Source organism: Bacteroidota bacterium (genome assembly GCA_016720935.1).
In the GTDB taxonomy this organism is placed as follows: Bacteria; Bacteroidota; Bacteroidia; order AKYH767-A; family 2013-40CM-41-45; genus JADKJP01.
The window spans coordinates 223,743-243,912 of sequence record JADKJP010000005.1 but is presented as its reverse complement, the minus strand read 5'-3'; the positions used below and the strand labels follow the sequence as shown (position 1 = coordinate 243,912).

General features: G+C 46.7%; 10 protein-coding genes and 1 pseudogene. 4 read left to right on the top strand and 7 right to left on the bottom strand.

Features of this window, described 5'->3' with window-relative positions:
* Nucleotides 1–27 precede the first annotated feature (27 nt).
* Both IPP86_07580 and IPP86_07575 read left to right on the top strand, forming a co-directional pair.
* Complete coding sequence (locus IPP86_07580; protein ID MBL0138374.1) at nt 28–540, top strand: DinB family protein; 513 nt, start codon at nt 28–30, stop codon at nt 538–540.
* Between the two features lie 225 nt (nt 541–765).
* A complete protein-coding gene (locus IPP86_07575; GenBank protein MBL0138373.1) occupies nt 766–1,725 on the top strand; it encodes a c-type cytochrome in 960 nt (319 codons plus the stop codon).
* A 61-nt stretch (nt 1,726–1,786) separates the two neighbouring features.
* Here IPP86_07575 and IPP86_07570 read toward each other — a convergent pair whose 3' ends face one another.
* Nucleotides 1,787–3,709, bottom strand: a complete 1,923-nt coding sequence (locus IPP86_07570) for a hypothetical protein (GenBank protein MBL0138372.1) — start codon at nt 3,707–3,709, stop codon at nt 1,787–1,789.
* Nucleotides 3,710–3,870: 161 nt separating this feature from the next.
* Nucleotides 3,871–5,913, bottom strand: coding sequence for a T9SS type A sorting domain-containing protein (locus IPP86_07565; GenBank protein ID MBL0138371.1), 2,043 nt, complete (start codon nt 5,911–5,913; stop codon nt 3,871–3,873).
* A gap of 516 nt (nt 5,914–6,429) precedes the next feature.
* Between IPP86_07565 and IPP86_07560 the strand changes: the two genes are divergently transcribed.
* The gene (locus IPP86_07560) at nt 6,430–7,182 is read left to right on the top strand and encodes a segregation/condensation protein A (protein MBL0138370.1); all 753 of its coding nucleotides are present in this window, start codon (nt 6,430–6,432) and stop codon (nt 7,180–7,182) included.
* A gap of 15 nt (nt 7,183–7,197) precedes the next feature.
* Nucleotides 7,198–8,286, top strand: a complete 1,089-nt coding sequence (locus tag IPP86_07555; protein ID MBL0138369.1) for a flippase-like domain-containing protein — start codon at nt 7,198–7,200, stop codon at nt 8,284–8,286.
* 2,345 nt (nt 8,287–10,631) lie between these two features.
* On the opposite strand, the pseudogene recO reads toward IPP86_07555, so the two are convergent.
* The 5 genes and pseudogenes from recO to IPP86_07530 all read right to left on the bottom strand — a co-directional run bounded on the left by recO (nt 10,632) and on the right by IPP86_07530 (nt 19,980).
* Nucleotides 10,632–11,306: pseudogene (gene recO, locus IPP86_07550) on the bottom strand (DNA repair protein RecO).
* Between the two features lie 51 nt (nt 11,307–11,357).
* Nucleotides 11,358–13,733, bottom strand: coding sequence for a hypothetical protein (locus tag IPP86_07545; GenBank protein ID MBL0138368.1), 2,376 nt, complete (start codon nt 13,731–13,733; stop codon nt 11,358–11,360).
* Between the two features lie 138 nt (nt 13,734–13,871).
* A complete protein-coding gene (locus IPP86_07540; protein MBL0138367.1) occupies nt 13,872–15,137 on the bottom strand; it encodes a glycosyltransferase family 9 protein in 1,266 nt (421 codons plus the stop codon).
* A gap of 2 nt (nt 15,138–15,139) precedes the next feature.
* Complete coding sequence (locus IPP86_07535; protein ID MBL0138366.1) at nt 15,140–18,409, bottom strand: hypothetical protein; 3,270 nt, start codon at nt 18,407–18,409, stop codon at nt 15,140–15,142.
* A 113-nt stretch (nt 18,410–18,522) separates the two neighbouring features.
* Nucleotides 18,523–19,980, bottom strand: coding sequence for a hypothetical protein (locus tag IPP86_07530; protein ID MBL0138365.1), 1,458 nt, complete (start codon nt 19,978–19,980; stop codon nt 18,523–18,525).
* Between the last annotated feature and the right edge of the window lie 190 nt (nt 19,981–20,170).

Here is a 20,170-nt window from a genome sequence, read left to right as displayed (position 1 = left end):
TTCAATCTGTGTAAAAATCCATACACTATGTTTGATGCAGACTTAATTTTCCGTGAGCTTGAAAAAAATATTGTTGTTTATGAAAATCTTTTTTCAGGATTGAAAAAGGAGCAGATCGATTTTCGTCCGGCTCCCGAAAAATGGAATTTGCTCGAAATTATTTGTCACCTGTATGATGAAGAAAGAGAAGATTTTCGGGCCCGACTGATACACGTATTGAATACTCCTGACTTACCCCTGCCTTCCATAGATCCGCAAGGATGGGTCACTTCAAGAAATTATATTCAACAGGATTTTGATAGTACACTTGGAAATTTTTTAAATGAAAGAAAAGAATCGGTCAGGATGTTAAAATCTCTTCAAAATCCCGACTGGAGCCGTGCTTACATGCATCCAAAATTCGGACCGATGAGCGGAAAGTTGTTTCTTAGCAACTGGATCGCACATGATTATTTGCATATACGGCAGGTGTTGTATACAAAGCACAGCTGGTTAAAAATGCAAACCGGTGAAGATTTGAAATATGCGGGAGATTGGTAGAGCAGTTGAGTGTGAGAGTGTGGATGTGTGAATTTAAAAATTTTGGTACTCTTTACTCTCGTTTCAATGTTTAATTTATGATGGATGATGTTTAAATGATTGAAATATTTTTCTCACAAACAACCAACAACCAGAATTTCGCCCGGTTTAAAAATTGAACTACCCCAAATTTCAAACTATAAAATTTAAATCTTATTTTTCCGCATCACACAAAAACCCCAACTCATGAAAAAAGTTTTAAAAGTTATCGGTGTATTATTATTACTTGTCGCTTTAATTGTCGGCGGTTTTGCCGCATTTATATCGATACGTGGTATTCCTTCTTATGATATTAAAGTTCCGGAAATTGCCAAAGTTGAAATTACTCCCGAACGAGTAGCAAATGGAAAAAAAATAGCCGGAATGCTTTGCAACAGCTGTCATTACAACCCAACTACCGGTAAATTTACCGGCCGTGATTTGAATGAAGTCATGGAATTTGGCAAAATTGTATCCCGCAACATTACACAAGACCCGGAAGTTGGAATCGGAAAATGGACTGACGCGCAGTTGATTTATTTCATACGCACCGGGATTCATCCAATGACAGGGAAATATTCTCCTCCGTACATGCCCAAGTTGATGCACATTTCGGATGAGGACCTGAATTCAATTATTGCTTATTTACACTCAGACGATCCTTTGGTGCAACCCGATAAAACGGAAGGTCCCGAATCTGAACCGTCATTCCTGACTAAATTTCTTTGTCTTGTTGCATTTAAACCATTTCCATTTCCTGAAAAACCAATTCCACAACCTGACACAAGCAATCAACTGGAATGGGGCAAATATCTGACATTGTATGAACTGGAATGCTTTGCATGCCATTCCGCCGATTTTACAAAAATGGATGTCTTTGAACCGGAAAAGTCTCTCGGATTTTTTGGTGGCGGCAATGTCATGCGCAGCACTGATGGAACAATGGTGACGACCATGAATTTGACACCCGATGAAGAAACCGGTATCGGAAAATGGACAGAAGAACAATTTGTAAAAGCCTTGAAAACCGGTATTGTTCCCAATGGACCTGCTTTGCGTAACCCGATGATTCCCTATGTACAATTAACGGATGAAGAGGCAAAAGCAATTTTTGCTTACTTGAAAACAGTTCCAAAAATAAAACATGCCGTAAGCAGAGGATTATAAGAGCAGAAAAAACAAAAGGCGGAATTTTATCCGCCTTTTGTTTTTTCAAGATACCCATAAATTATTTGTTGGGAACAGTGTTCTGAATTCCCGGCATGGACAGAACAGCATTCAACCCATTTCTAGCCTGTGCATGGTTTGGGTTAATGTCTTTTAGTAAATGTTCCCAGGTCTTTTTTGCCATCTCGTAATTTCCGGTAGAAAAATAAGCGCCTCCAAGATTATACAGGATATCATCATTGGATTCATCCAGCTGACTAGCCCAATTGAGAAACTGAATTGCGCCACTGAAGTCCTTATTACTTCCTTTAATCAATCCATTGTTTTTTAAAATCACCGCGAATTCTTTTAATTTCGGCTCACTCCGGTGAAATTCTTTCACCTTCATCCAGGCAGTAAAAGCCTCTTCATATTTTTTTTGATGAAAATAAGCGACCCCAAGATTCAGATACCCGTTTGCAAAACGCGGATAAATTTCAATTGATTTCAAAAGATAAGTGACTCCCTGACTGAGATATTCATCACGTTTCGGAGTGTTTTCGTTTTCGGGAAGAACTGCTTCATTGATAAGGCTTTTCGCGGCATTTGCATTTACAAGCACACTGTTCGTTGATACCTTTACATCATGAGTGAAGAGTGTGAAATCATTTTTCCACTGTGCATTTCGGGGGAGAATTTCCGCCGTGCAAACCAGGGCTATAACCACCAGAATGCTAAGGAGAATTGTTTGTTTGCCTTTTAGTGAATTTAATTTCAGATTTTCTAAGGCATGTATCAATCCCATCGCTAACAATACACAAAACGGGAATGAAATAATATACATTAATCGCTCACTGAATGTAGTTCCGATTTCAACAGCAAGATTCGAAATTAAAAATAAATGCGCGAAGTAAAATAACATGAAGAAGAGCGCAGTATTTTTCTTTTTAAGAAAAAAGTAAATGGTAATACCAATCAGCAACAGGTGAAGTATTACCGAACCGATGAAAAGAATATTTCCAGGCTGAATATATTCTATTTGATTGTATGAATAATCGGAAGAAAGCGGCCATGGATAAAAAAGCATCGCGAAGTACTTCGAGAGTAAATACACTTTTGTTGCGAGCTTTTCCTGCATTGTTCCGAGGATATACTGGTTGTTCAATACTTCCTCCGTTGCTTTTTGTGAAAGATCTGTAACACGTGTTATGGATATTCGAATCAGGGTATACACACCCATGACTGCGTAATAGGGAAGAGAGTAGAGCAGACTCTTTTTGAGTGGTACTTGCAAAATCAGAATAAAGTAAAGCGGAAGCAGGACAATAAAGAGTATTCCGTACTCTTTTGATAACAATGACAAAAAAAGTGAAACACATCCAAGCAGTGCATGAATCATTTTTTTCGACTGAATATATTTACCGCTGAATATCAGAGTTGTCAAATAAAACAGGAATGGAAGTAATTCGTTACGGCTTTTAATGTTCGCGACCACTTCAGAATGGATCGGATGTAGTGCAAAGAGTATCGTGGCAAGAAAAGCAATGTCTGGATTTTTCGGGAAGATGTATTTTCTTAAAAAATACAGCATCAGCATTAGTGTAATTGCGTAGAGTAGGGCGTTGAAAAAATGTCTCACATGCGGATTGTCGCCAAAAATACTCTGTTCAATTGCAAAAGTGGCGATAGACAAAGGTCTGTACCGTCCACCGGAAAACTGCTCCGAACCTCCGTGAGCTTCGTAGAAATAATCCAGCTCGCCATGTGAAAAAATTTTGCCAATACCAGCAGACCCCTTCTGCACCCATTTGTTTTCTTTAATCAGTAAACCATCGTCCAGTGCATATTCATTTGGAATCGTATTGGTGTACAAGATAAAGCCAAGCAGAAAAACTATCAATGCCTGTATATTTACTTTATGTGTAAAAAAATATCCCGGAGCAAGACTCAGTACTGGGATGGTAGCCGATTGGGCTGGTTTGGATTGTTTTTTATGCCTGGACATTTTTTTATATAGAACCTGACTATTCAAGGAATTGTACAATGTACAAAGGAAGGTAAAAATGTGCAAGAGCACCTTTATGAATAAATTTGTAATGCATAAAAAAACTCCCTGTGCGACTGTTGCACAGGGAGTTTTTTGAAATGATTGATTGAGTTTCTGATTTATTCTTTTACCAGTTTAACCAGGGAACTTCCTTTGGAATTCGTAATCGTACAGAAATATATTCCGGACGGCAGGGAACTCAAATCGGTATTCTGTTCGCTTACAATTTTGCGGATCATAAGTGTTTTTCCTTCGATACTGGTCACTTTCAGGGTAGCTAATTCATTTCCTGTTTGTGGGAAGACAAATGTAACCATTGCTGATGCAGGATTTGGAGATGCTTTCAGGAAGAAAGTATTTGTGGGCTCCTGAATTCCAACACTTACACGGATTGTATTTTGTGTAGTGTTGGTCATCACCGGTGGATTGAAATCGAACACGATTCCGGCACGGTTATGAATATAAGTTCCGGCAGGAAGTGAATTCAGGGTTTTGATTGCAAAACTTACATACCCGTTACTTCTTGCCTGATCTGTTCCACTGTCAGGCAATTGAATATTGTAGAAAGTAAATCTGGCGATGCCATTTCCTTCCATATTGAAATTCATCAGGTGAGATGATCCGATCAGACGGAATGATAAGAGATCCAGATTTGCGTCCAAAGTATCCAATACAGTAACGTTTGATGCAGGGGCATTTCCTGTATTCTGGAAATGAACAGTATAAATAATTTCTGTTCCGGCATCAATTTCACCTGATGGTTCAGCAAGTTTTTCGTTTGGATCCCATGCCAGGCTAATGAGCTGGTGGAGGTTCTGAACATTGTTTGTAGGAACTGTATCGTTAAGCGGGCCTATCGTAAGTGTAGAGTTCAGATAATTTCCAAGAACAGCCGATGAATCCGGCATCAGGTATAACATGATGCTTCCGTGTTGTCCGGGTGCAAGATTGGAATAAGCCCATTGAATGGTCTGACCATTTTGAACATCCGGAGCAGGAGTTGAACTGATGAATGAATACAGCGGATCCATCACAAACGTAATGGTATCACTTTCTGTAGCAGTACCATTGTTTTGATAAGAAATTGGCATCGGTTCTGATTGTCCGGGTTTAGCGCCCCAGTTTGGACAATGAACGGCAACTTCATGAACATTGGGTATTTGCTGGAATCCGAAATTCAAACCGTAACAGGATTGAGTTTGTGGATTGCAGGAGATTGTTGCAGGGGAATTGGTTTGGTTCCAGTACAGAATTCCTCCTGTGGAAAGTGAATACGTCTGTGTTGAATCAACAAAGAAGAATGCATAATTACCACCCGCATCTGTGGACACAAAATAATTTCCCGGGAGAAGATTGACTACATGATTTGGAATACCCGGCTCCAGTGTGTCGCGGGAACCGTTGCCATTAAGATCGTTGAACACAGTACCTGTCATGTATCCAAAGTTAACACCTGAGCCACCGCAGGCTCCAAAGTGAAAAGCAAATCCGGAAGGCATATTGCAAGAAAGGCTTACAGGGAAGGAGGTTGTGATTGTAGGGTAAGGATAAGCGTTTGCCCAGTTGCAGGCAGTATCACCCAGGGCAATAAAATCTGCGTTGGTAGTACCTCTCATACCAATTTGAGTGTTGAGCGGAGTACTTACAAGAGCATTGTTTCCGTAAACAAAACGGATGCAATTGGAAGTTTCATAAAGCCAAAGCTGAATATTTACATCGCCATTACCTACAAAATAGGAATAGTGCAACCATTGAACAATACAAATTCTGTTCGGCGCAGTTCCAATAGTGGTGTATTGCAGACTGGCACCGGTAAGGGTGTTTCTAAGGTCAGCGCCAAAAGGAGCAACAATGTTGTTTCTGGCACCGCTGAGTATTGAGTGAAAAGAATTAGTTCCTGTAGAATCCAGTTCAACATATCCATTCGTGTTCACAGACATGTAATCATGTGGTGTACCGGCAAGGTTAAATGTGAAACCAATAGGAATTCCCTGGTAAACAACATCGTCAACGCCCGGGGAATCGAGTGTTGTTCCGGAAATAACATTAAAGGTGTCCAGCGATGCAGTAAAAGGCAAAGCCGCGACCTGGGCATTTGCTGTTGCGGAACCGAGTACACTCAATAGAATTGCACTAACGATCAGGCGTAATTGTTTTTTCATGTGGATTTGGTTTTTAACAATATAGAATGCTTAGGGGGGCAAACCGATGCCAAATTGCAAAGTATTCTTAATAAAACAAAATGAATCTGAATGAATTGTAATAAATCAGGGAAGAATCCAAATTCAGCTTGGATTAAGAGATTGATAACTCAACTGAATCATGAAATTTATTATGTGAATTTTTGGTGAAAAACTCTCATTCACTTTTGACCTGATCTTATTTAGAATTTATCAAGACTTAAGAAATAATAAAACAATTATCCACCCCACTCATGTCTTTCCTTGAAAAAGCGTTCCGGAATTTAGTTATCTCCGATATACAGGAGTCAAGGAAATAAATCATCACCAAGGTGCTTTTTTGTGTCTGAGCAATAAATTAAATGATTGATCAGAAACCTCAACCTGTTAAATCGATATATTCATGGAGCAGGAACCAATCTCATTATCAGAATCTTGAGAGACTTCCAGACCTCAGAAAAATTCCTTAAGTTTGAAGCCTAAGAAGCCGAAAATTACGTGGAAAAGCAATTTGAAATAAAACTACCCCAGTTCGAAGGCCCCTTTGATCTGCTCCTCTTCTTCATAGAACGGGACGAAATCGATATTCACAATATTCCGATTCATACGATCACCAATGACTTCCTGGAGTACATGCACAGGATGAGTGAATTTAACATCGAGGTCGCTTCAGAATTTATTCTTGTCGCCGCGACACTCATGCGTATCAAAGCAAAGATGTTATTGCCACGTCCTGAACTGGATGACCAGGGCAATGAAATCGATCCTCGTCAGGATTTGGTACAAAGACTTTTGTTGTACAAACAATACAAGGCCGCATGTGAAGATCTTCGTGTTTTGGAAGATGACCGTGCGATGAAAACTGAGCGTGGAAATATTCAGCGTGAACTTGCGACCATCGCTTTGCAGAATTCCCATGCGGAGGAATTGATGAATCTCAATCTTTACCAATTGCTCAATACCTTTAATAAGGTCATCAAGCGTTTTGAAGATGAGAAACACAAAGTACATCACAAAATTGTCCAGTATCCATATACCATCTCTGAACAAAAGGTGATGGTACGACAGATGATCGCAGGTAAAGAAAAATTACCTTTTACTGAAGTAATTCTTGCCTGTCATAATAAAGTGCAGGCGATCTTTACTTTCCTGGGGATTCTTGAACTGCTCCAGGAACAAATTCTCCGCATCACCCTGGGAATGGGTTTCAATAATTTCTGGCTCAGCGAAAGCAACGGCGAGATGCTCTAAGCACCCAACACGCCTATGCAACCCGATAGCAGGCAGCTCCTCAAGACGTTTCGTCCATCACGAATCTTCCTGCCAATCGCTTTGGGTCTGGGAGCAGCTACTTATTTGCTGCTAAAGAATTTTGACAGTGAGGCTTTTTCTCATATTTCCTGGGGCTGGAGTTCTTCCTTCTGGATTTTGATGGCGTTGATGATGATGGTGGTGCGCGATGGTGCCTATATGATCCGGATTCGCGCGCTAACCGATGATCAGATCTCCTGGAGAAATTCTTTTAATGTAATCATGTTGTGGGAGTTTTCATCCGCTCTCGCTCCCGGTATGCTGGGTGGAGGATTCTTCTTCGCGATTTTTATTCTCAACAGGGAAAAAGTGAACATGGGGAAAAGCATTACTGCTGTAATGCTTTCTTCGTTTCAGGATGGTGTGTTCCTGGCTATCATGGCTCCGTTGGTATATTTCATTATCGGAAAAGAAAGACTTTTTTCTACATTAAATCTTGAAACATTAAATACAGATAAAATCGGATCGGGATTCTTCTATTCGTTCTGGATTGTCTATTTCATTATTCTTGCTTACAAGGTCTTTGTCGCTTATGCATTGTTTGTGAACCCACGTTTTGTGAAATGGCTTCTCATCAAAATGTTTTCATTGCCGGTTCTGAGAAGATGGAAGCACAGCGCCCTGGAAACAGGCAACCAGCTGGTGATTGCTTCTAAAGGCTTAAAAAACAAAAGCCGTAAATTCTGGTTCAACTCTTTCGCGGGAACGTTCGCTTCCTGGACAGCCCGATATACCATTGTGAATTGTCTCATTCTTGCTTTTCACAATGTACCGGTAGAAAATTTTATTGTATTCGCGCGTCAGGTAGTGATGGGAATTATTATTCTCTTCAGCCCTACACCCGGCGGAAGTGGTCTGGCTGAATTCATGTTTTCAGATTTTCTCGGAGAATTTATACCAAAAGGATTATCAGCCTCTCTCGGTTTGTTGTGGAGACTTGTGAGTTACTATCCTTACCTGTTCATTGGCGCTATCATTTTACCTCGCTGGATTCGCTCCAGATTTTCTAAAACGGAGGCAAAAGAAATTGTGAGTGAATTATAAGGCCAAAAAAAGGGGGGGGGGCCCGGCCCCCCCGGGGGGGGGGGGGGGGGGGGGGGGGGGGGGGGGAGGGGGGGGGGGGGGGGGGGGGGGGGGGGGGGGGGGGGGGGGCGGGCGGGTAGCGGGGGGGGGGGGGGGGGGGGGGGGGGGGGGGGGGGGGGGGGGGGGGGGGCGGGGTTGGGGGGGATGGCCGTGGGGGGGGGGGGGGGGGGGGGGGGGGGGGGGGGGGGGGGGCGGGGGGGGCCGCCCCCGGGGGGGGGGGGGGGGGGGGGGGGGGGGGGGCGGGGGGGGGGGGGGGGGGGGGGGGGGGGGGGGGGGCCGGGGGGGGGGCTCGGGGGGGGGGGGGGGGGGGGGGGGGGGGTGGGGGGGGGGGGGTTTTTTGGGGGGGGGGGGTGGGGGGGGGGGGGGGGGGGGGGGGGGGGGGGGGGGCGGCTCCCCCGCCCCCCCCGGGGGGGGGGGGGGGGGGGGGGGGGGGCGGGGGGGGGGGGCGCGGGGAAAGGGGGCGGGGGGGAGAAAGAAAGGGGGGGGGGGGGGGGGGGGGGGGGGGGGGGGGGGGGGGGGGGGGGGGGGGGGGGGGGGGGGGGTTCCCGCGGGGTGGGGGGGGGGGGGGTGGGGGGGCGGCGGGGGGGGGGCGGGCGGGGGGCGGCCGGGGCGGGGCCCGGGGGGGGGGGGGGGGGGGGGGGGGGCGCGCCGGCGCGGGGGGGGGGGGGGGGGGGCCCCCCGGGGGGGGGGGGGGGGGGGGGGGGGGGGGGGGGGGGGGGGGGGGGGGGGGGGGGGGGGGGGGGGGGGGGGGGGGGGGGGTTTTTCCCCCCCCCCGGGCCGGCGGGGGGGGGGGGGGGGGGGGGGGGGGGGGGGGGCCCGGGGGGGGGGGGGGGGGGGGGGGGCGCGCCCGGGGGGGGGCCGGGGGGGGCCCCCCCCCCCAAGGGGGGGGGGGGGGGGGGGGGGGGGGGCGGGGGCCCCGGCGGGGGGGCCGGGGGGGGGGCCCCCCCCCGGGGGGGGGGGGGGGGGGGGGGGGGCGCCCCCTCCGCGGGGGGGGGGGGGGGGTTTGGGGGGGGGGGGGGGGGCGGGGGGGGGGGGGGCGCGCCACAGGGGGGGGCCCTCCCTGGTGGGGGGGGGGGGCCCCCCCCTCCTTGGGGGGGGGGGGCCGCCCCGCCGCGCCCCCCCCCCCCCGGGGGGGGGGCCCCTCTGGGGGGGGGCGGGGGGGGAAAAACCCCCCCCTTTTTGGCCCCCTGGCCAATAAAACCCCCGGGGGCCGGGGGGGGCCCGGGCGGGGCGGGGGGGGGGCCCCCCCGGGGGGGCCCCCCCCCCCCCCGGGGGGCCCCCCCCCCCCCCGGGCCCGCCCCAGGGGGGGGGGGGGGGGGGGGGGGGGGCCCGGGGGGGGGCGGGGGGGGGGGGGGGGGGGGGGGGGGCCGCCGGGCCCCCCCGGCCCGGGCGGGCGGCGGGGGGGGGGGCGGGGCCCGGCGGGGGCCCCCCCCGGCGCCCCCCGCCCCCCCCCCCCGGGGGGGGGGGGGGCCGGCCCCCCGGGGGGGGGGGCCCCCTTCAAGGGCGGGCGGCCCCCCCCCCCGCGGGCGGGCCCCGGGCCCCCCCCCCCCGCCCCCCCCCCCGGGGGGGGGGCGCCGGGGGGGGGGGGGGGGGGGGGGGGGGGGGGGGGGGGGGGGGGGGGGGGGGGGGGGGGCCCGCGGGGGGGCCCCGCCGCGGGCCGCGCCCCGCGCCGAACGCCCCCGGCCCCGGGCCCGCGGGGGCCCCGCCCCCGGCCCGCCCCGCGCGGGGCCCCCCCCGGGGCCGCGGCGGGGGGGCGGCGGCGCGCCCCCCGCGGGGGCCGCGGCGGGGGGGGGGACCCCCCCCCCGGCAGGGGGCCGGGGGGGGGGGGGGGGGGGGGGGGGGGGCGGGGGGGGGAGAGCCCCCCCCCCCCCCCCGGGCCCCGGGGCCCGGCCCGGACGGCCCGGGGCGCGCGCCCCCGCCCCCCCGGGCCCCCCGGCCCCGCCCCCCCCCCGCGGCCACCGGCGGGGCCCCCCCCCAACAAGGCGTGGGGGGGCTTGGGCGGCGGGGACGGCGGGCCGACCCCCCCCGGGGGGCCGCCCCCCCCCCGCCGGGGGGGGTTTGGCGTCGCCCCCCCCCTCCGAGGAGTGGGGGCGGGGGGGGCCAAAAGAAGGGGCCGCCAAACGCGCCCCCCCCCCCCCGGGGCCCCCCCCCCCCCCCCCCCCGGCCGGCCCCCCCCCCCCCCCCCCCCCCCCCCCCCCCCGGGCCCGGCCCCCCGCGCCGGGACCGGGGGGAACACCCCCCCCTTTTTCCCCCCCGGCCCCAAAAATCTGTTCCAGCACTCTGTGTGATTTGATGCCTGAAAATCCTGTCAGATGCAATTCAAAATATTCCAGGATGTGTTCAATCAATTGTCTTTTGATATCCACCGGAATCGACAGCCTGGAGTTAAAGTCCGGTAATACTTCGAGCAACTGATGGAAATACGCACTTACATCTGCCGGAATATAAAAAGGATGTGAGGGTACATCCGCTTGAAAATGTCCTTCTTGTAAATTGAAAACACAATGTGTTTCATCGTAATCATTCGAAGGAAAGAAACCCAGGTATTTGGAGTACTGTAATAAAAATAACAAGTGAAAATCCGGATTGATAGGATGCTGAAGATCCAGCATCTGTACTGCATTGAAGATGAATTCAAACAAAGACGGATTGCATTCTTCTTCCCGAACAGATTTGTACAATACTTCGTCAAGAAACAATGCCATTGAACTCTTTCGGATATCGAAAGGGATGTTCCGTAAGGCGGGCATCGGTTTTACTTCCGCGACTCTTTGTAAGCCACCGCGCTCTTTATGATAAACCACTAAATCAACCAGAGTGAGCGGCTGGAATACATTGGATTTTATTTTCGCGTTTTTCTTCCGAACACTGTTCACGATATACGACTGAAGGCCGAAAAGTTCGGTATAGATCTTGGCCACAATACTCGTTTCGGAGTAATCGGTGGTGTGAATGACAATACCTCTGGTCTTGTGAAGCATTCCTCAGAAAAATAATTCCGGCAAAAAAATCTGCCATGAAAAAATGTGAACTTAATTCGCGATCAAAACTTTGGTAGTACAGGTTTCAGTACCGTCATCATTTGTGATGAATACAGTATATACACCTGTGTGAACACGCTCCCCGCTGAAATTGGTACCGTACCAGATCGCTTGCCCGCCATTGGATTTGGTATGGTAAACGACATTACCGCTTACATCCGCGATTTTAACATCCGAATTGTCGATCAGTCCGCGGATGGCGATAGGACCATGATATTCGTGCTTCACGGGATTCGGGTAAGCATAATAATCCGAACAATAATCTTTACCCACAGTGGCATCACCACGATAAGAAATGATGCCTTTGTCAGTACCAAAGAATACTTCGCCGGTTCTGTCATCGACAGCGATCGCATTAATTATATTGGATGGTAACGGAGAATTTTCACTTGTAAAATGCAAAAGTTGTTTTGTGCCGTCAGCGGACATCAGAAACGCCCCGCCGTTGTAAGTGCCAAACCATTTCCGGTTTGCTCCATCTACAACTACTGCTGTGACGATTTCGGTTTCTAAAAGATACTGATTGTAACCGTCCTGTTGTATTATTATTTTTTGCGCATCGAAATTACTTCCTGAAAATACATTTCCGGGATTGTAAAAAACTGCAACACCTTTATTCGTACCCACCCAGATCGCACCATCTTTATCTTTTGCCATTGCCCGAACCAACATATCAGGCAAACCACCTTTTCCAACATCGGAATAAATTCTTTTGAAACTGTTGTCGTTAGGATTGGATGCATCATTCTCATTAAAAACACCGATTCCCTGACCTGTACTTGCTCCCTCACGAGCAATGATCCATTTCTGATTGTAGTCATCCACAATTACCTGGTACAAACCAAAGGAAGTAAACTCTGCCGATGGAATTAAAAATGATTCCCAGCTGCCATCAGATCTTCTCACGGCAAGTGGCCTTGGACTTCCTCCGGAAGCGACCCACAAATTATTGTCTTTGTCGAATGCGAGTCCGCCTGTAATGATATATCCGGGTCTCCCGGTATATTCATGAATTTCACTGTTGGTTTGATTGTAAATCTGTACTCCTCCATCACTGCGGTATTCCATCACCCCGCCACCCCATCCGCCAATGAAAGCATGTTTTGAGTCCGAAGGATCCACAGCGACGGTAACCAGAGAGGGAGAACCGCAGGCCAGATAAGCATCGTACAACGAATCCGTCATTTTGTTAAACGTCTTCCAACGATTATCGGAGAATAAATAGGTTCCATTTTTTTGATTGTAACTCGGAGCATCTCCGTTCAAAGAGCCGGATGCAACCCACAGATCTCCATTTTTACTATCCATAGCCCAGTTAGCTTCTGATAAAGGGCCATTAGGAACAATGAATTCACCATTGTTGGGAGAAAATGTAACCCTCACCATTCCATTGTTATAATCCGCAATCCAGAATTCCGTTTTGTCGGGATCATAAAACCCACTCATGATCTGTGCATTGTTGTAAAAATAATTTGTCACATTTTTCACAACGTTTCCGGAAGCATCATAAGCAGTGACTTTCGAATTGGTGCGATACAACAAGAGATCGTGATACGAATCAATTTTTGCTCCTTCAAAACCATCCGCGTGAAATGGTTGCCAGGAATTGTTGTCATAAACGAATAAGGAGTCTTTGTCCCAGGCATCGTTAGTTCTCACCACATAAAACTTTCCCTGAAGTGATGTTGTAGACGTGTAATTTCCATTCGGTTCATTAATCACACTATCTTTAATCCAGGAGGTAAAATTGAAAATGTTCGGATCAGAAATGCGGGCTTTGTAAATTCCACTGTCGCAGACGGCCATGAAATAAGTCCCGTCTGTCGACAAGCCCTGCACATTTACCGCTTTGCTGTTAAAGCCGATGTAATAAGTGTCTTGCACTTCCAGTCTGTCCAGGTCCACAACTACAATTCCGAATTCACAACAAACCATCGCTTTGTTTCCAAGAAAAAGGATGTCGTTTATTTTTTTTCCTCCAATAATATTTTTTCGCTTAATGTCATTCAGGTTCACAATAGTATTATCTGGCATCAGCAGATCTATGTTCGATGACTGATAGCCAATGAAGAGAATATTTTTTTCCGAGTTATAGCGTATTCTGGCAATTTCAAAATCGGACAATCCATTCAATCTTGAATACAAATTAAGTTCTCCTGTAGATTTTGAATAGCTGTACAATCCAAAACCGCTGGCACAATAAATTTTATCCGGACTATCCGCCAGCCCGATCGCACGGTTGTAGGGAATGTGTTCTCGCCATTCACCAATTGCAACAGGCGGGTTGCTTTGTGCCGACAGGAAAAACGGAATTCCTGATAAAAGGAGAAAAAGGCAGGAGAAAACGGAAGCGTATGGTCTTTTCATAGATGTTCGGGAGGAAAATAGGTAACGTCTCTGGCTGCAGTTTATTGTCCCAAAAAACAGCTTTAGCCCAAAATTACGAATTATTCGGCTCTTGAAAAAGAGGCTGTTTTTGATAAAGAATCTGAAGAATTTTCCGGATCAGACCCGTTGAACAATCCCGAGGGAAGTGTATTCATTTCCTTTGGTGAAATGCATCCCGGAATTTTCAAGCGAATCCGGAACAATGGATTCATTGCCCAAGACTTTTTCGCACAACTCTGCAACCTCTTTCACTGTAATTAGCTTCATGCACTGATTATCACCTTTACAGGGCGGTGTCAAAAAATCATGCACGCAGGGACTGCAATAAAGGTTTTTGTAGATGCCATAGGCATTTGGATTTTGTCCATATTGTGTAGGCGATGCCGGACCAAAAAGACAAATTGTTGGCTTGCGAAGAGAAAAAGAAATATGCATCGGGCCGGTATCGTTGGTGATGATCAGCCGGGCTTCATTCAATAACGCAAACAATTCAGGAAGTGTAAATTCTCCGGCTGTGTTGTATACATTTTCTTTTACATCCGGTGACAAAGAAGTATAAATCGAATCGACCCATGGTTTTTCATTTTTGGCACCAATAAGGATGATTGAAAATTCCGGAAAACGTTTTCGGATACCTGAGATGAGGGAAATCACATTTTCTCCGGGCCAACGACGTTCAATTCTCAAGTCAGAGGCATTCGGGTTGATCACGATATAAGTTGAAAGCGACTTTCCGGTTTGAGTTTCCAGTTTTTTCCGGAAGCTTGTTTTTTCTGAATCTTTGACTGAAAAGGGGAATAAGTCATTCACAATTTCCCTGCACCCGATCAATCTCGCCATTTGCAAATAGGATTGAGCTATCGGAGCACGGGCATTAAAAAACATCATGTGTGTATACACACCCATGCGTATGTTTCTTTCCGCACGATAAAATCCAAAACGGTTTCGCGCGCAACTCATCGTTGCTATCGCGGTACTATAATAGGAATACGTTTCCAGGTCGATGTACAGATCAGGTTTTGCGTTCCACAACTTTCGTAATAAACTCCAGCTGCTTTTGAAAAGAGATACTAATCCATGGTCATCGACCGTCCATGTTTCATCAACAGCGTCAATGGATGTCAATAAGGTTGCATTTGCTTTTGCTGTGACAAAATAAATTTTCGAATTCGGAAAACTTTTGCGAAGTGTCTGCAACAAAGGCGTGGCCTGGATGATACTCCCCATTCCAAGAAATTTGCAGACGACAATCTTTCCCGGAATTTTATCGAGAGAATGATCAATACCCATGAATTTACCCAATACACGTGCCGCGAGATTGAGGCCAAAAACAGCCGTGCGCCCGATCCATGCATCAAGAATTACTTTTGTCCGGGTTTGCATACTCATGGTTCTTCTCTCCTCATTTCTACACTCTCTATTTCTGCATCTCCATGCATTGCATAAAGCGTAACCCAGTTTTTATCTTTTTTATGCCAGAGATAAAGCGAACTCATGCGAATGACATAATCTTCCATCATTGGTGAAGGATGAATGCGGAAAATATAGCTTCCTCGTGTTTCATGATCTTTTCCAAAACGAAGAATCATGTCAACAGTCTGGTCCGTCTTCGCTCTTGCAGAAAGCCGGATGTAGATATATGCTGAATCATCGGAATGCTCAGGAATGGATAATGAAACACCCTGACCATTATTCAATGTCTTGGTTTCTTTAATCAATGCAATAGGCGAATTAATTTTTCTTGCTTTCCAGCTTTCATCGTAACGACCCCAGATGTAAGGAATGTCGTTTAGAGCGTATTCAACCGGTAATTCTGATACCAAATCCGGAATGACATCACAGGAATTGAGTTGAAGGTAAGACAAACTCATTGCTCCATCCTTTGACAGCAGAATTTTTATTCCGCTCAATTCATTCTCTCCCGCTTGTGGTTCAATCAGAAAAAACGCCTTCGATGGCCCGCTGTAAACACGGGCATCCCGACGACGATTATCATCGTAACCTTTATTATTAAAATTCGGAACGAATGTAATAGTACCCTGACCTTCAAACCAGGCGCTTAACAATACATAGTATTTTTTACCGGCCTCCAATGCAATTGGAGAGTGCAGCATATTATCAAATTGCGGTGAACCTGCAGGGCGAAGAGAAATGCTGTCGGTCAGCACAGCACCGCTTACAGCAATGTTTTTCAGATCAGCATAATGAACCAGTGTTTTTACATTCAGCGGGGGAACAGTGAAGTTCTTTTTTGCCCAAACGGTGTGGTGATTAATCAGGGCGTAAGGAGAATAATTCTTATAAATATATTCACTGATCTTGTAATGACGCATGCAATTTGGAATCCCGTCGAGCTGATCCCAATAGCTGACAGGATAATTAGAAAATAAAGCAACCGGGAGATCGTAATTTTTCAACCCGTTCAATAAACGATCCTGCATCTCATCGTTGTGTGCCGTATGCGGAATCTGGCAAAGGTAATTTGGTGTCTTTCTTCCAAGATAGTAATACAACATTGGCGAATTACTGAAATCAAGAAATGAAGAAGAGTCGCTGATATTTTTTTTCATCCAAAAATCAAGGTCGCCATAAAAATCACTGCGATACTCCGTTCGTTCGGGAGTACGATCGGTCTTCATTGCGGTTTTCACCGGCAATTCTCCCTGCACAAATTTCATGACCTCATTGTAAACATTGCTACGATCAAGTTCAGGAGTGTTTAATTTATAATTGACAGTAATTACCGTTGCAAGAATAAAGAAGCTGAAAAATTGAATTGCCGGAGTAATGCTTTTTTTACGTGAATAAAAAACAGGACAAACCAGAATAAAGAATCCATAGGAAGTGAAGGCTGTATCCCATTGCTCGGCAAGTGTATGTCGTACCAAACCACGTTGCAGATTGCTGAAATAAAAGATACTTAGAAAAATAATGACGACCGAGACGATTGATGCTCTTGAAGCTGCTTCATTGTTACGAATCAATTTTACAAATGCAAAACCGGCTACCAAAGCAACAGCCACCGGCATGATGAAATAGAGGGAATAGTATTTCATGTCAGTCGCTCCCGAGAGATTGATTAATCCGTAGGCCTGCAGCGATGACAAATAACCTGCCATCTCACCCAATCGGTCGAACAGCAAAGCCGGACCCTGGATAAGAATAGCAATCAGAAACAAAAACAAAGAAGTTACTGCGAAAATTCCAAAACCACGTAAAGCGGATTTACGGTCAGGATTGAAATCAGGATGAACAAACCATAACAAAGCCAATCCGCCAATGCCTGCCATGAAATTTGAAATTCCAAGATCGATTCTCCAGACCATCGTAAACAACATGAGAAAAAAGAATAGAAAATAATTTTTTACCGATTGTTTTTGCAGAATGTTCAGCAGTAGTAATACCGTTAGCGGTACGATGTGATAATAGGTTGGGAGAAGTAAGTCGGTGTATGGATAAAAGAGCGCAACAAAAACGGAAAGAAACGCATTGTCACTCAGACGTAATACCAATGCATAAATCAGAAGTGTCACAACGACTCCCAGTAAAAATCCATAGACAAATACACCCATCGGATCAGGTCCGTTGAATAAGGAATACAGAGCTCCCCAGACCCAGTCTGACATTGCATGCGAACTGAACGTATCGAGAAACGGAATTTTTCCGAAATCAAACCATTGTTGCAAGGGCAAGATCCTGTTGCCATCTTCAAACCAGTCAATATCAGGACTCACAACCGGTTTGTACATCACCAAACCAATGATGCCAACGAGTAAGAATGGAACCCACACCGTATTTAATTTGTGTTTTGCATCCGTAAATAAAGGCTGAGATTTTTTGTAACGACGAAAAACTGCGAAAAGAAGGATGAGCAATCCGGAGACATAAAGTGGAGTAGGGCCAAGGAGCATTCCTCGTTGGCCCAGAATCATGCTGCCTTCAAATGAGAGTAATGAAAGGGCAGGGATCAGCACAAGCGGTGTGGTTACCCGAATTCCCTTGCTTATGGATTGAAATGTAAAATTGAATTTTTTACTTAAAAAGAAATAGACAAAGAGTAAAACTGCCGTCGTAATTCCGATAAAATCAGGGATGGAATGAAAAGCGAATTTGGAAAACAAATTCAGTATATGCCATTGAAGAAAAAACAAGATTGTGGAAATCATCGTTGTCCATCCAAACAACAGCATGTATTCACCATCTTCCTTTTCTTCCCAACTCATTATATTTTTGCCAAGAATACCGGCGAATGCTGCGAACAATATAGCGAGTATCAAATGCATGGAAGATTGCACCTGGCCGCCTAATAGGAGAAAGAACATTAACGAAAAGCCGGCAACACCACACAGATTCAGAATTCGAAGGTCACTCCGACTGATTTTTTTTATCTGACCAACCGTGCTAATTATAAGTCCGATGCTCAATAAAAAAAAGGTTGTGATTCCACGATAATATGTGGAGACACGCTTTACAATATCCAGACTTTCGGATGTCGCCAATGAAATAGGCCGTCCCTGAAATTGTTCCAGCCAGAATGTGCTTTTGTGAAAAAGTATATACGTAATTCCCAAAGCGAAAAATAATGGCAGAAAGACAATCTCATGGAGCCTGCTGCTATCGTCAAACAAAGATTTAATTGTCTTTTTCAGATTCATGGGAATTGTCCGGAGAGGAACGTTTACTTAAGCGGATAAAAATAGGAAATTCCAGTACGTGTCAGGGTATCCTTTCCGTCGGTTTTCATACATCCGCTGTGGATATCCGTGCATTAATGTTTGCGTTCATAAACGGCAAAAACCCTGTTTCGCCAGATTTCAGTGTAACGATCAGCATTTGCCATGTAATAGGATTCAAAAGATGAGTTATTCAGTTCGGAATTATTTGGATCAATACACTTCACAAGATGTGTTACGTGGATCCGTTGAAACATCGAATCATTGGCTTGTTCACTAAGTAATTCAAGGCGGTAAGTAGTATGGCGTTGCGTGTAAAATGACATGGCACGTGCTTTCAGAAACACTATCACCGCATTCTCAGGAGTCTTTTCACGAACAAATTGGATCATTTCCTTTGCTTCAGGAGTCTGCGGACCTTCCGGAATAATTGTTCCTGTTTTTACTGTAGCGTAAAGCATGGTGAATGGCTGGTATAAAAACATGCCCAGGAAAAGTATTAATGCAATTCTGTATTGTTTGATTTTTGTAAGTGAAAGCAAAGCTTGTAATGTTTCAAAAATATACCGGGCCATAAGGGGAACAACCGGAATGAGCATTCTGTATCCTCCATTGAGATAAGGATACAATAACAGCACAACGATGTAAAAGAGAAAAAACCATTCGGAAAAGTTTTTTTGTTTTATGAGTGCTCTGAACCAGCCAATGAGTATGAATATTCCGAGGAGATCGTTCAGTAACATCGCTCTTGACTCAGGAAACATGAAAAGCAAATTCAATTGTTTCAGATACAAAAGAAAAGCCTCCTGAATCATAAACGGATGTGATTCTCCCGCTCCTTTGTAGAAGCCAAAGAAATTTCCCAGCGGAACCGGAAATAAAAGACTGTTCAGAAATAAGAAGAATAAAATTGAAAAGCCAATTACGATCAGTGATGATTTCAACCGGAATTTCAATTTTGAATCCACGTCATTTTTCTTCAGAAAAAAATAATGGAGCAAGAGTGCAGGCAAGGCCACAACACCAATGATCCGTGTGGAAATCATCAGACAAACAACAAGACCAAGGATCAAAAAATGTTTGATAGATGTTTTGTTTTGGTCAAGTAGTAGTATTAGCAGTACAAGCCAAAATGTAAAAGGAAATTCAGAAAGGATTTGTCCTTTTTGTTCTAACAAAAAAGGGTTGTAAACTAAAATCAAAACCAGAAGAATGGATGCGAATTCAGAAAAGAACCGTTTGTAATAACGCACGAGTAACAATCCGAGTCCGATCAAAAACAGCGATTCCAGGATCAAAAAAGGACGTATTTCATAACCGGCAAAAGCGAAGACCGGAGCCAGAACTAACGGAAAACCAACGGGATATGCTTGAACAGCAAATTGTCCCGAGGAGGTGTCGAAAACAAGGCCATTGTCGGTCTGGGCCTTAGCTTCCAACATATTGCGAGCCTGAATCAGGTATTGAGCAAAATCATCACCCCAATCATGCGCATTGGGAACATTGATCAACAACAATGGAATTAAGAGTAATAATGGTACAAATTTGCGCATACAAGTATATTCTCTGTCTTCCCGTTTTCCAGCACAAGGATAGGACACAGTCGTTTGATACACAAGAATTTCGTTTCCTGAATTTTTTTCAATGGCACACTCACACCCGCACTCACACCCATTTTGGTATCAGGTATTAGGTATAAGGTATAAGGATGCTATAGAAGTATTATTGATTAGCTCATTCTTT